Annotated in this window: 14 protein-coding genes; all 14 read left to right on the top strand. The window is 59.5% G+C overall.

Features of this window, described 5'->3' with window-relative positions; genetic code table 11:
* Window positions 1-66 precede the first annotated feature (66 nt).
* The 14 genes from AC4FS3_RS18640 (at window position 67) to AC4FS3_RS18705 (ending at window position 13,451) form a co-directional block, all read left to right on the top strand.
* The gene (locus tag AC4FS3_RS18640) at window positions 67-1,311 is read left to right on the top strand and encodes an AAA family ATPase (RefSeq protein ID WP_491021776.1); all 1,245 of its coding nucleotides are present in this window, start codon (window positions 67-69) and stop codon (window positions 1,309-1,311) included.
* Window positions 1,308-1,919: a sigma factor gene (locus AC4FS3_RS18645; RefSeq protein WP_491021777.1), complete on the top strand. Its 612-nt coding sequence runs from the start codon at window positions 1,308-1,310 to the stop codon at window positions 1,917-1,919. The genes AC4FS3_RS18640 and AC4FS3_RS18645 overlap by 4 nt, the downstream gene beginning before the upstream one ends.
* Window positions 1,912-2,388, top strand: a complete 477-nt coding sequence (locus AC4FS3_RS18650; RefSeq protein WP_491021778.1) for a hypothetical protein — start codon at window positions 1,912-1,914, stop codon at window positions 2,386-2,388. The genes AC4FS3_RS18645 and AC4FS3_RS18650 overlap by 8 nt, the downstream gene beginning before the upstream one ends.
* A 31-nt stretch (window positions 2,389-2,419) precedes the next feature.
* Window positions 2,420-5,788: a DNA polymerase III subunit alpha gene (gene dnaE, locus AC4FS3_RS18655; protein WP_491021779.1), complete on the top strand. Its 3,369-nt coding sequence runs from the start codon at window positions 2,420-2,422 to the stop codon at window positions 5,786-5,788.
* Window positions 5,785-6,189, top strand: coding sequence for a hypothetical protein (locus AC4FS3_RS18660; protein ID WP_491021780.1), 405 nt, complete (start codon window positions 5,785-5,787; stop codon window positions 6,187-6,189). Before dnaE ends, AC4FS3_RS18660 begins: the two co-directional genes overlap by 4 nt.
* Window positions 6,186-6,755, top strand: a complete 570-nt coding sequence (locus tag AC4FS3_RS18665) for a hypothetical protein (protein WP_491021781.1) — start codon at window positions 6,186-6,188, stop codon at window positions 6,753-6,755. Before AC4FS3_RS18660 ends, AC4FS3_RS18665 begins: the two co-directional genes overlap by 4 nt.
* Before the next feature lie 88 nt (window positions 6,756-6,843).
* A complete protein-coding gene (locus AC4FS3_RS18670; protein ID WP_491021782.1) occupies window positions 6,844-7,104 on the top strand; it encodes a hypothetical protein in 261 nt (86 codons plus the stop codon).
* 125 nt (window positions 7,105-7,229) lie between these two features.
* Window positions 7,230-8,267 carry a hypothetical protein gene (locus AC4FS3_RS18675; protein ID WP_491021783.1) on the top strand — a complete coding sequence of 346 codons (1,038 nt, stop codon included), beginning with the start codon at window positions 7,230-7,232 and terminating at the stop codon, window positions 8,265-8,267.
* Between the two features lie 75 nt (window positions 8,268-8,342).
* Entirely contained in the window at window positions 8,343-9,296 is a 954-nt protein-coding gene (locus AC4FS3_RS18680) for a 5'-3' exonuclease H3TH domain-containing protein (RefSeq protein WP_491021784.1), read from the top strand.
* Window positions 9,297-9,328: 32 nt separating this feature from the next.
* Window positions 9,329-10,432, top strand: coding sequence for a RecA family protein (locus AC4FS3_RS18685; RefSeq protein ID WP_491021785.1), 1,104 nt, complete (start codon window positions 9,329-9,331; stop codon window positions 10,430-10,432).
* 61 nt (window positions 10,433-10,493) lie between these two features.
* Window positions 10,494-11,006, top strand: coding sequence for an ASCH domain-containing protein (locus AC4FS3_RS18690; protein WP_491021786.1), 513 nt, complete (start codon window positions 10,494-10,496; stop codon window positions 11,004-11,006).
* A gap of 34 nt (window positions 11,007-11,040) precedes the next feature.
* Window positions 11,041-11,361, top strand: a complete 321-nt coding sequence (locus tag AC4FS3_RS18695; protein WP_491021787.1) for a hypothetical protein — start codon at window positions 11,041-11,043, stop codon at window positions 11,359-11,361.
* A gap of 32 nt (window positions 11,362-11,393) precedes the next feature.
* Window positions 11,394-12,377, top strand: a complete 984-nt coding sequence (locus AC4FS3_RS18700) for a hypothetical protein (protein ID WP_491021788.1) — start codon at window positions 11,394-11,396, stop codon at window positions 12,375-12,377.
* 75 nt (window positions 12,378-12,452) lie between these two features.
* Complete coding sequence (locus AC4FS3_RS18705) at window positions 12,453-13,451, top strand: hypothetical protein (RefSeq protein ID WP_491021789.1); 999 nt, start codon at window positions 12,453-12,455, stop codon at window positions 13,449-13,451.
* The last annotated feature ends 21 nt before the right edge of the window (window positions 13,452-13,472 follow it).

Consider the following 13,472-nt stretch of genomic DNA (forward strand, 5'->3'; position numbering starts at 1 on the left):
GCTCTGTTCGTCTGTTAGGTAAACACTTACTTAGACGAACAAAGCACAAAGCAAAAAGAGGACGAAATGACGAACGAAGCACAGACCATCCCGACCATTCAGGACAAGATCAAGTGTGAGATTGATGGCGTGATGGTTCACGCGGTTCAGAGCCACATCAAGCAGTTCCACGCGACTGAATGGACCATCGAGCGGTATCAGGAAGAGTGGCCTGACGCTCCTCTGCTCAGCCCGTTCGCGATCTACACGCTCGAAAAGAGCCGTCGTGACAAGGAGCAAGCCGACTTGAAGGATCGCGCCACCGCAGCCGCAAACACTGCCAGCGCAGCCCCGCAGCTGCAGGCCGCCTATTCGGTCGCGCTGCATCCGATGCACGAGGTCTTTGAGCTGGGCACCGCGCCGGCCGCGATGAATAAGGCCGGCCAGCCGATCCCGGTGCAGGTGCTCTCGGGTCACTCGGGCGACTCGCTCAACTATCTGGTCGAGGTGGACAAGGACTATGTGTTTAATATCGACCTCCTGAAAAAGGTTCTGGTCGGCATCGCGCTGAAAAAGCCGACCTATCTCTGGGGTATGCACGGCACGGGTAAGACGACCGTGATCCAGCAGGTCGCGGCTCGCACCCGCCGGCCGGTCATGCGCGTCCAGCACACGATCAACATGGAAGAGAGCCACGTTCTCGGCCAGTGGATCGTGAAAGATGGCGCCACCGAGTTCCAGCTCGGGCCGCTGCCGATGGCAATGATCAACGGCTGGGTCTACATCGCCGACGAATATGACTTCGCCATGCCGTCGGTGACCGCGGTCTACCAGCCGGTGATGGAAGGCCAGGCGCTCCTGATCAAAGACGCGCCGCCGCACCTGCGCAAGATCATCCCGCACCCGGACTTTCGCTTCTTCGCGACCGGCAACACCAACGGTTGCGGCGACGAAACCGGCCTCTATCAAGGCACGCTGATGCAGAACGCCGCCAACTACTCGCGCTTCGGGATCACCGAGGAGGTCGAGTATATGGATCCGACCATCGAGGAGAACATCCTCAAGTCGAAGGTTCGCATCCCTGCCCCGGCCGCCAAGAAGATCGTCAAGTTCGCCGGCGACGTGCGCAAGGCCTTCAAGGAAGGCAAGATCAGCATGACGATCTCGCCGCGCGAAATGATCTCGGCCGCGGAGGTTGGTGTCGCCTTCGGTGCAGACTGGACCCAGGGTATCGAGCTGGCCTTTGCGAACCGTCTGCCGCGTGTCGATAAGAAGGTCGTCCAGGAATACTCGAGCCGCGTCTTCGGCGCTGCGGGTAGCGCTGCAGCATGAATTACCGCGATCATAAAGCGGTGTCCGGGCAAGTCGAAAGGCTTGCCCGGGTCTATCACCGGCGATTTTACTACGTCTTCGGCGCCTCCCTATCTGTGCAGGATCTCGAACAGGAGTTCTGGTTGGTCTGGATGCGAGTTGTCGAGAAATACGATCCGAACCGAGGCGCCGATTTCAAGACCGTCCTCTATGTCTCGATCCGAAACAGGGCTGTGAAACTCGCTCGGTTTCATGGCCCCAGAACGGCATTGAGCCAGAAGTCTTTGAATGAGGTCAACGCCGAAGGCGACGAGCTGATTGGCTGTTTCGCGTCCGAGGATCCCTCGGTCGAGAGTGAGATTATCCGGTCTCAGACCGCGCAATACATCCTCGATCACATGGATGAGCGCATGAGACTGATGGTCGATCTGCTGAAGGATACGCCAGAGCCGCTGGCGGTGGAGGTCGAGGCTGCAAACGCCAAGGCCGCGCACGGTGCTGGAATGGGCATCAAGACACTGCCTCCGAGGCGACTGACGCTGACGATGCTAACGGAAATGTTCGGGCTCAGCCGGTGCTCCAGATACCGCCTGGTCGATGAAGTGAAGGAGTTGACGACCCATGATTGAAAAGCCCGCCTATGCCCCTGGCTGCTTTGGGTCTGCGCTCTCCTTCGCCAAGGATGACATCTGCGGCGCCTGTGTGTTCGCGGCCGAGTGCCAGCCGGTCCATGAGCGCGCACTGGCACAGCTGCGCAGCCTCTACAATGTGAAAACTCCCACCCGCAACCGTGACGCATTACCTGTAAAAGTGCAGAAGATGCTAGACGAAAGCGGTAAGACCGAAATGGAGATCCGTGACGCCATGACCACAGGCCAGAACCCATATCGCGTGTCAGATGGCACTCTTGGGATCATCTGTCACCTGATCCTGGCGACCGGCAACATCACCCGGTCGAAGCTCTCTGAGGCGCTCGGTGCTTACCGCAAGCTGAACGGCGAGACCGCCGGCGTCTACACTCGCTACGCCCTTCAGATCCTGAGTCATTGCGGCGCGGTTCTGATCGAGGGTGATCACGTCAAACTCCAGCGCGGTTAGTCTGCGCCACTAGCTAAGTAAGGGCTTACCTATGTTCACCATGCTTGCCTCTCGCTCTGATTTTTCGCTGGGTGAGAGCATCATCTCCGCGAAAAACCTGATCAGCGAGGCCGAGAAGGTCGGTCAGAAGGCTGTCGCGATCACGGACACTATGTCTGTGACCGGGCTGGTGGACTTCTCGAACAAGGCCAAAGACGCCGGCATCAAGCCACTGATCGGTGTGCGCCTGCGGATCTCGGAAGACGCTCAGTGGCGTCCGAACAAGGATCTGAAGGAGACCAAGAAGCACATGCCGAAGGCCTACTTCCTGACCATGTATGCGCGTTCTGAGGATGGCCTGAAGGCGATCTACCGGCTGCTGACCCTGGCGAACGAAGAGCCTCGCTTCTACTACACCGCCAAGCTCGACTGGGCTGATGTGGTCGCGGAAATTTCCAACCTGAACCATAACGATTACGCGCTGGTTCTGGGCGACGAGCAAGGTATCTTCCAGCATCGCGACTTTCACCAGATTCTGGATGAGATAGTCGCCTTCGGCGCCACCGCGTATTTGCCGATCGTCGCAGTCAACACGCCCTACTATGGCCGGATCAACAAGCTCTCGATGGAGCTGCATAAGACGCGCGGGCTGCCTCTGCTGACGATCCGGCCGACCCTCTACGCTGAGGGCGAGGCTGATGCGCAGGAGATTATGACGGCGGTCTGTGAGAACACGAAAGCCTCCGATGGCTGGTTCCGCTCGCGTTATAACCGCGACCTGCATCCGATGGATCTCAAGAGCTTCATCACCGAGGCAAAGGCCTGCGGTGAGCATTTGGTCCGGCGGGGCATCCCTGATGCTGGCGCGCTTATTCTGAAAGCACTGCAGGAGACGGTGACCTTCGTCAACGCCTCGACCTATGTCTGGGAGAAGAAACCGCCGTCGCTGCCGAAGCTGGCCGCCGACGAGTTCAAGGCTGTTGTGGCTGAGTGCCAGAAGGGCTTCGCTGATCGGTTCAAAGAGCCGATGTTCGGCCACATCCCGAGCCCGAAAGAGCAGCTGGAGGTTTACCTGCCGCGGCTCAAGTATGAGCTGGGTGTCCTCGAGAAGCTCGGGTTCTCGCCCTACTTCCTGACCGTGCAGGACATCGTGCGCTATGCCAAGTCGAACGGCATCCTTGTTGGCCCGGGCCGCGGTTCGGTCGGAGGCTCGCTGGTCGCGTATCTGATGGGTATCACCGACATTGACCCGATCCGGTTCGGCCTGCTGTTCGAGCGCTTCATCAACCCCGAACGCCTCGACCTTCCTGATGCCGACCTCGATTTCATGTCGGAGCGCCGGCATGAGATTGTGACCTACCTGATCAACAAGTTCGGAGCTGACAAGGTGGCCGGTGTCTCTAACTTCGGCACGCTCGGCGCCGCGTCTGCGATGCGTGACGTTGGCCGCGTGATGGGCATCCCGGAACGTGACTACTCGGTGTCGAAATTTGTCCCGAAGCTGCACGGCCAGTCGGTCGATCTGCCGAAGGCGCGCGAGGACGTCAGTGAGATTGCCGACTTTGCCAGCAAGTATCTGGACATCTGGCCGATCATGGAGCGCCTCGAGGGTTCGATCCGCAACCTGTCGCAGCACGCCGCCGGCATCGTGGTCGCAGCTGAGCCGCTGACCGACTTCGCCGTGGTCGAGAAGCGCAAAGAGGACGCGGTGGTCAACTGGGACAAGCGCGTGATCGAGGATCAGGGTCTGGTCAAGATCGACCTTCTGGGGCTGACCACGCTCGACGTGATCAAGCTGGCGCTCGATTACGTCGAAGAAGGCACCGGCAAGCGGCTCGCGATCAACCAGATCCCGCTCGATGATCCCGATGTGCTGAAGGCGTTCGCTGAAGGCAAGACCACCGGCATCTTCCAGTTCGAGAGCGGTGGCATGAAGAAGCTGCTGCGCGACCTCGGCTCGCTGACCGGCACGGTGACCTTCGAGGATATTACCGCCTGCACCGCGCTCTACCGGCCGGGTCCGATGGAGTCCGGGATGATGGACAGCTTCGCAAAGCGCAAGCGCGGCGACGAGACGGTCGAATACATCCACCCGAACACGAAGGACTTCACCGAGGCCACCTACGGCATTCTGGTCTACCAGGAGCAGGTTATGAAGGTGGCGCAGAGCGTGGCGGGTTACACCGGCCCCGAAGCTGACAAGCTGCGCAAGATCATGGGTAAGAAGCTGCCCGAAGAGATGGCGAAGCAGCGTCAGAAATTCGTGGATGGTTGCGTGGCGACAGTCGGCGCGGATCCAAAGTGGGCAGACGAGCTGTTCACCCAAATCGAAGGCTGGGCCGGCTACGGTTTCAACAAGTCGCACGCCGCTGCCTACTCGCTGATCTCCTACCAGGCGATGTTCCTCAAGGTGAACCACCCGCTGGAGTTCTATGCGGCCGCTATGACGATGCTGGGCGAGGATAAGCTGCTCGGTCTGATGCGCGATGCAAAAGGCCAGGGGGTCACGATCTCCTTCCCCGACATCAACAAGTCGTCGGCGCGCTTCGAGCTGTCGCGGATCTCCAACGAGGTCGTCATCCCGTTCCAGCGCATCAAGGGTATCTCGGTAAAGACGGCCGAAGCGATCCTGAAGGCGCGTGAGGCCGGCCGTTTTACCGACAAGATGGACTTCATCAACCGGGTCGAGAAGCGGGCCTGTAACTCGAAGGCGCAGGATGCTCTGGATCGTGTCGGTGCATTTGCTGACATCGAGCCCACGCAGCTGTCTGCCAACGACCCGCAGCGCATCCGTGATCAGATCGAGCTCCTGCCTGGTCTGGTGAGCGATTACGTCCCGATCTACCGGGAGATGCACCGCGACAAGACCACGCGCGACGAGCTTCTCCAGCTGGTTGATGAATACCGCACCACGCACGGCCCTGGCGCCGGCGGCGATGGTATCCCGGCTAAGCCGCATTTCGGTCGCTCCGCGCAGATCATGGTCGTGACCGATGCGCCGAACGCCGAAGAAGAGGCAAACGGCACGATGGGTATCTCGCGCTCCTACAACGCGGTCCTCGAGGCGATGAACGAAGCCGACATGACGATGGCTGACGTTTACTGGACCTCGCTGATCAAGCGTCCGAAGTCTGGCAAGCAGGTGAACGCCGAAGAGATCGGCACCTACAAGCCGTATTTCGACCGCGAGGTGGAGATGATCAAGCCAACCGTGATCGTGCTCCTCGGATCCCAGGCTGTTCGCGCCTTCATGCCCGCCTTCCGCGGCAAGGCGTCTGATGTGGCTGGTGATGTGGTCTATTTCAAAGACCTCGATGCCAACGTGGTGATCGGCTTCAACGCTGGCGAGATTTACCACGCCCCGGAGAAACAAGACGGCATGAACAAGGTGTTCGCCGTAGCAAAGGAGCTGATTTCGTGAAGTTGCAGAATTTCCTGTTATGGGCGCTGCGCGGTCCTCGGACACAGACGGCGATTGATTTCGACCTCGACGTGCCTGTGATCCTGCCGAAGGACCGCTTCGTCTCACCCTTCCCGCCACCGACACCCCACCAGCGCGAGCTGCTGGAGATCCTCATCGAGGAGTGTGCCGAGGTTCAACAGCGCGCCACCAAGATGCTGCGCTTCGGCGTCGAAGAGATCCAGCCGGGTCAGGAGCTGACCAACGCGCAGCGCCTGGCGCGCGAGTTCGGCGATGTTATGGAGGTCTCCGCGCGCCTTCAAAGCATCGGGCTTCTGCCTGGTGAGGATATGATTGCCGGCCGCGAGAGCAAGCGCCGGCAGCTCGCCAAATACATGCAAACAACGGAGCGTTCCAAATGACCGAGACCACGGCTGATCCCGTGATGAAGCCCCAGGGCTATACCGTCCGCGACTTCATCGACGCCGCAGAGCTGAAACGCGATCTGGCGTTCTCCACGAACGACCTCTCGACCGCGATGATGCAGCAAGCATCCCTCTTCAGCCACTATGGCGTGCTGGCGTCGCAGTCCTCGCGCCAGGTCGACGTGGTGAAGCTCCTGCTGGAGAACACCGAGGCGGCCGTCTACAAGATGCTGCGCGACAAGGCTGCAGCTGATGGCGAGAAGGTGACCGAGGCGCTCCTTGAGAAGCTGGTGGCGCGCCACGAGCGCGTGATCGCCATGAAGAAGTCCCTCAACGAAGCGAAGCGCGTCGAGTCCACCGCCAAGATCGCGACCGAGGCTTTCCGTCACCGGCGCGACATGCTGGTCCAGATGGGTCTGATTTCCCGCGAGGAGATGAAGGGCGATATCACGATCAAGGCTGTCACCGCTGCCGAAGAGGCTCGCGGATCCGCTCAAGCGGCCGCCCTCGCCCGTGCCCGTCTGCGCGCTGGTGAGAACTCCGAAAGCGCAGAAGCAGCGTAAATCCCACTTGCTTTGTAAGTGCTGACGAAATAATAAGTAAGCACTTACCTAGCGAACCAAACACCGCACCCAACCCAAAGAGAAGCACATGAACCTGATCAACAAAATCCTCATCGCACTGGGTCTGAAGTCCGAGCCCTCGATCGCCACCATCACCGCGCCGATGGCAACGATCCGTGCGAAGTTGAACGACTACGCTGCCGCACAGGCGAAAGCCGCCGAAGACGACAAGCAGCGCGCCGCGGAACTCCTGAACAAATCGAAGGCCGAAGAAGCCGCAGCCGCTGATGCTGCCGCGCTGGCCTCGCGCTATTTGCCCCTCACGCCCGAGCTGCCCCTCGCAGCCTGATCGTGGGAGCAAAGAGGTTGTATCAAATCCCATGAGACAACCTCACCCGACCGCGGTATAAAGTATTTAGCTAGATAGCTAAGCACGTCCGCACTACCAAGCACAATGCTCTGAAAGGAAAAGCAATGGCTTTGAACCCGCTTCTCAAGAAGCTCGTTTCGCAATCGGCTGCGAAATACAAAGGTGGCAACTCCAAGCTCTCGAAGCTGAAAGAGGGCCGCAACGTCATCCGCATCATCGCACCGGGCGTCTGGCAGGGTCTGCCGGAAGTCGCTGGCGAGAACCCGAACTTCTTCCGTGAACTCGGCGTTCACTGGATCAAGGCCGATGCGAATGCCAAGCCGCTGGCCGTCGTCGGCTCGGAAGAGATCTGCTTCCAGCGTCCGTCGGCTCTGGCAGCTGCAATCGACATGGCGATTGCCAATGCCTACGACGAGGACAGCAAGAAGCTGTTCGAGGAGTGGAAAGCGCGCAAGTCGATCATCCTGAACATCGTCAGCCGTGACAACAATGACGAAGTGCAGACCCTCGAGCTGACGCCGACGACCTTCGGCAAGGTGATGGATCTGGTGAACCTGTATGACGACTCGGGCATCAACATCCTCGACCACAACGCCGGCGTTGACATCGCCATCACCAAGACCGGCAAGGGTCTGAACACCACCTATGACGTCCAGGTGATGCCGCAGATCCCAGGCAAGCCGTTCAAATCGGTGACGCAGCAGCAGATCGACAGCTCGGAGAAGCTGGACGAGTTCATCCAGTCGAACTACTTCCGCGGCGACGAGCAGAAAGCTCTGACCGCTGTGGCGCAGATCGCTGGTATCCAGATCCCGAAGATCGGCGCGCCCGTGACCCCGGTTGCTGCTCTGACCTCGACCGCTGCCACCGTTGCTGATGCTCCGGTTGCGCCGGCCGCCCCTGCGCCGGTTGCACCTGCAGCTCCGGTCACCGCAGCTCCGGCTGTCGATCCGGTCGAAGCTGAAATCCGTCGTCGCGTGCTGGAGCAGATGGCACAACAGCAGGCAGCTGCTGTCCCGGCCACGCCGGCCCCGGCTCCCGCTGCGACCGTGGAAACTGTCAGCGCCTCGACCTCGGTCGGTGACCTGCCGCAGGATGAGCAAGAGCGCCTGCTCGCTGAGCTGAACGCGATCGGCGCCTAACAGCGCCGACCACAGGACCAGCACAGGTCAGGGGTGGGCCTCACACGCCCACCCCTTCTTCATAGGAGAGAACGCTTGCAGCGCCAATATCTGATCATCGACGGCAACAGCATCGGCCACCAGATGCAGAACATCAAACCCCTGACGCTCGGAACCATGCAGGTGCAGGCGATCTACGGCTTTCTGCGGTCGATCCGCGGCTACATCTCCAAATACAGCTTCGCGACCCCGATCGTCCTTTGGGATGGTCTCTCCTGGCGCAAGGCGATGTTCCCTGAATACAAGGAGAACCGCGAGAAGGAGGAGACGAAGCACGACCTTGCCCGCAAGGAAAGCAAGCGCGCTTACAACGCGCAGCGGCCGCATATTGAGAAGGCTCTGAGTTTCCTCGGCATCGCACAGGTGAAGGCCGAGAACATGGAAGCTGACGACCTCGCGGCGATCCTGACCAACCTTTACACCAGCCAGGGCGCCCGGGTGACGCTGCTGACTGAGGACCGTGACTGGCTCCAGCTCGTGAAACCAAACGTGGCTGTTGAGTTTCCGGTGACAAAGAAGCGCATCGCCGTGTCGGACTTCGAGGAGTTCACCGGCTGTAGCACGACCGCAAAATTCGTCCAGATGAAGGCTCTGATGGGCGACAAGGGCGACAATATCAGCGGCGTCGGTGGTATCGGCGATAAGCGCGCGCTGGAGTTCCTCGAAACCTACGGCAGCTTCAACGACTTCCTTAATCAGGTGGTTCTGGAGAAGACCGTCGATTTCAAGAAGCTGCCCAAATGGCAGCGCGATCTGGTCGAGGATGAGGCGAAAGCCATCGCCTTCGACTTCAACATCAAACTGGTTGACCTCAACACCACGGCGCGTCCCGCACCGAAGAACCTCAGTGTCTTCGCCGGCGAGCCCTCTGCGGAGAACTTCCGCAAGATGTGTGAGCTCCTCCTGTTCAAGAGCTTCACGGATAACTTCGAGGTCTGGATCTCGGTGTTCCCCGTGGCGACGCGCGCCGCTGCGCTTCAAGCGGCATAACCACGAGCACCAAGCTAAGTAAGGGCTTACATATGAGCAAATCCGCAAAAAGCGCACAGGACGTGATGAACGCCCTTATGAGCGTCATTGGCGAGAATGATGAAGAGGCTACGGTCTCGCATTACCTGGATACGGGCTTCCCGGTCCTCAATGACGCTTCCGGTTCTCGCTGGGAAGCAGGCCTGCCGGTCGGTCGGATGATCGAAATCGCGGGGCCGCCCAGCTCTGGCAAGACCGCAATCGCAACAGCTGCAATGGCTGCGGCTCAGGCTGCCGGTGGCGTTGCAGGCTTCATGGACCACGAGCGCTCCTTCTCGATCGCCCTGGCGCCTCGCCTCGGACTCGACATCACGCCGGGTCGCTTCGTCTACAAGAAGCCGAAGACCTTCGAGGAGTCGATCAACATCTTCCACCTCGCCGTAAAGACCATCCGTGACAAGAAGCTGATCCCGCCCGAAGCGCCGATCTGCTGGGTCTTTGACAGCCTGGCCGCGATGGTCCCGCAATCCGTGCTGACCGACAGCAAGGGTAAGGAGCGCACGGCCGAAGATCGCAACATGAACGACAACACCGCGCTGGCGCGGGCAACCTCGGCCCACTTCCCCGCCGTCTCGATGATCGCGGAGCAATACAACGTCTGCGTTATTTTCCTGAACCAGCTGCGGACGAAGATCGGCGTCATGTTCGGTGATCCGCGCAAGACCACCGGCGGCGAAGCTGCTGCCTATTACTTCTCGCAGCGCCTGTGGCTCTCGGCCAGTCAGGTGAAGAAGGGCACTGAGGTCGTCGGAATGCAGGTCACCGGCAAGTTCATCAAGAACAAGGTGGCGCGGCCGTTCAAAGAGGCAACGTGGTTCTTCATGTTCGAGCCTGACGGCACCGGCCGGTTCGACCGTGAGAAGTCCATGATCGAGTTCCTGAGCGAGCAGAAGATCCTGACCGCTGGTAGCAAGGCTGGCAGCGTCGAGTGGGGTGGCAAGCAGTATCCGAAGGACACGCTTGCAAAAGCGATCCGGGATACTGGCGCCTTCCAGGAGTTGACCAAGCTGCTGCCGGCCAACTACGAGCCTGAGATCGTGGCTTATATTGAGGGAACTGAGGTCGCGCCCGAGTCCGAAAGCGACGTGACCTCATAAACCCCACCCGAAATTCAGGTTCGCTTGGGGTATAATAAACCAGAGCGAACCTGGAGAGCACATGAAGGCATTATCAATCTGGCAACCCTTTGCGACGCTTATCGTGAAGGGCTGCAAGGTCTTTGAGACACGGACCTGGCCCGCGCCACGGTCGGTGATCGGACAGCGGATCGGCATCGCGTCAACTAAGACCATCAAGCCTGAGCAGCGCGCCCACTTTGCGGATGAGGAGTTCCAGAGCTACTACGAGCGCCTGGGGCTGCCTGAGAACCTTCTCGACCTGCCGCATGGCTACATGGTCGGAACGGCCCGGATCGACAGCGTTGAGCTGATGACCCAGGAGTTCATCGAGGAGGTCAGCAACGAGGAGCAGAGCTACGGCTGGTGGCAGGAGGGCTTCTACGCCTGGCGGCTGACCGATCCCTACGAGTTCGAGGAACCGATCCCGGTGCGCGGCGCGCAAGGTCTCTATGACTGGGAGAACCCGCACCATGTTCCAGCCGAAGCAAGCGAAACGCCTGATCAAGAACGGTCGCAGGTTGTATGGGGGCGTTTTCCAGCTCCCGAGCGGTAAGGAGATTTACATTGCCTTCCGCAAGCAAGCGGAGATGTTCCGGGGTGGCGAGAAGTCTCTCGCTGATGCGATCCAGAAAGGGGTCGCCTCCTGGGCTCTCGATTACGACACCCTCATCCGTCTCAGGACCGAGGGCGTCTATCTGGTCGGGATCCAAACCAAGGAGACTGGCGACCTCTACATCGCCACTCTCGCCGACTTCTACGCCGCGCCGATGCTCAACTACGCATCGCGCGGAGGCGCCCTCCAGCGCTACCTGTCGCTCGACAAGTTCATCATCCAGCTGGGCTCGGTGCGGCCGGTGAAAAAGACTAAAAGTGCCACCCGACATGCTGCTGTTAGTGCGGTAATTTGATTGCAGAAAGCAATCAAAACAAGGCAATAGGCATGAGTATCGCAGCCCTTAAAGTCGTCTCCGCCAAGATCATCGCGCCGATCGCGGGTGACATTCCCGTCAAGTTTGGCGGCTTTAATATCTTCAACGCAAATGTGTCGTTCGAGGATCTCAAGAATGACTTCCGCGAGAACGCGCATCAGCGCGATACGGAGCTTCGCAGCACCAAACACCTGATGCCAGTGCAACCAGAGCATCTGGAGTTGGCATGTTTGGTGAAGATGAACGGCGAAAAGGTTCTCCTGAATGGACACACACGCCGGCTTTTCTGGCTGAACAATCCATCCATCGCACCTGCGATGGTGCGGATGACAGTCTTTCAGATCGTCGACCCTGCGGTGAATGGTGATGATGAGGAATATCGCCTCTATTCCAGCTACGACAGCCGTAAGGCGGTGAAGACATCCGCACATACCGTTCAGAGTGTTATGAAGGTGGGTGGCTTCTTGTTTGAGACCCCCTGGATGCGTGCCGGCCAGTTTGTGGAGGCGCTGCGCTCTGCTGCGGAGTTCTGTGGCGTCACGGGCGCTCTGCGCCAGGCCGATGTGTCTGTTCTTATGAAGCACTTCGAGAAGGAGTTGAACCTTTTTGATCAGATCGCTCCGGTAAAGAGTCGTTGGCCTGTTTCATTGATGGCTGCTGGTATCATCTTGCTGCACAAAGCGCCGACCGTTTCCGTTCTGCGTGTGCTGAATGGATACAACATGAATGTCGGTTCGCGGTCTGAAAATGGGCTTCACAATCCGATCTCGCTGATGAATGAGTTTCGGCGTGACGGAATGAACGGCTCTGGTCGGTTTCCCACAAGCCGTGCGGATATTCTTCCGGCGGTCACCAAGATGAGCCGCTTGATCCATCTGGCACTTACGGCGCCTGATATGATGATCAAGAAGGATCATCGCAGCCTGGATTCCTTCTCGCGGGAAGAGTTGAAGAAGCTCGTTGTTTCTTCGGAGCAGGTAGCAAAAACGATCTGATCCCACCCGACTTCTCTGCTTACCTGCGGTAAAAAGTAAGTAATCAGATACCTACGAAGCACAAAGGAGACTGAATTGAAACGTATCGAAGTGAGTGAACGTCAGCTGGATATGGCTGTCAGTATGCTCGTCGGCGCGATCTACAAGGATCGTCAGACCATCGAGGGCGACGCGGTGATCCGTCAGGATATCCTCGGCATCGCCGTGTCGGAGACCGCCGCGATGTTCTGGAGCGAATACGCGAATGAGGCTAAATCGGTGACCAACAAGGCCGCCAAGGTCAGTATCGCTCGCGGCCCGGTTGTTCCGAATGACCGCGGTGCCGGCCGTGGGCACCAGACCTACATGGTCTCGGCTGCAGCCGATGTTGCGCCGCTGCTCCTGAGCTTTGCGCTGCGCGTGTGCGAGAACACCCGTGATATCCGCGACGCCCTCGAGGATCGCTATCGTAAGATCAATCCGAACTGGAATATTCCGAAGCCCGCTCAGGTTGCACCGCAGACGCCCGCGGGAGCTCAGCCGACCCCGGTGATTGCGCAGCAGCCATTCATTATGCCCCGCGCGCCGGCACAGGTTCCTGTGGTGGTTCAGCCTGAGCCGACCAACGTGGTGCCGATGAAGCGCTCGATCCGGTCGCAGATCGAAACCCGCTGGCCGGTGTCGAAGCCCTACTCGGATGAGCTGGTGAAGCGGGCGGTCAAGATCCTCGGCGACAAGGTGATCATGAACGGCAATGCGCGCTGCGCCACGCCCGAGGACTTCGAGAAGCTGGTGCTGCCGGTTCTGGCCGATCCGCTGGTTCATCGCTCGGCGCGCGATGCGCAGGCGCAGATCATCGCCAACACGCACAAGCGGACCATCGAGTTCAACCCAGCCGGTCTGCCGATCGTCACCAAGGAAACACTGATCTTCCTGCCGGAAGATGGCCTGCTGACCACCGCGTCGCAGATCCTGCAGGACTCGGAGAACGACAAGTCCACGATCGACGCCCAGCGTGACGAAATCGCTGGTCTGCGCGAGGCGCTGAAACTGTCCTGGGCCTCGAACACCGTCGCTGCCGCGAAGACCGCGTAAGCTCCCACCCGACGAATTGTC

This window comes from Pseudogemmobacter sp. TB195 (assembly GCF_058313095.1).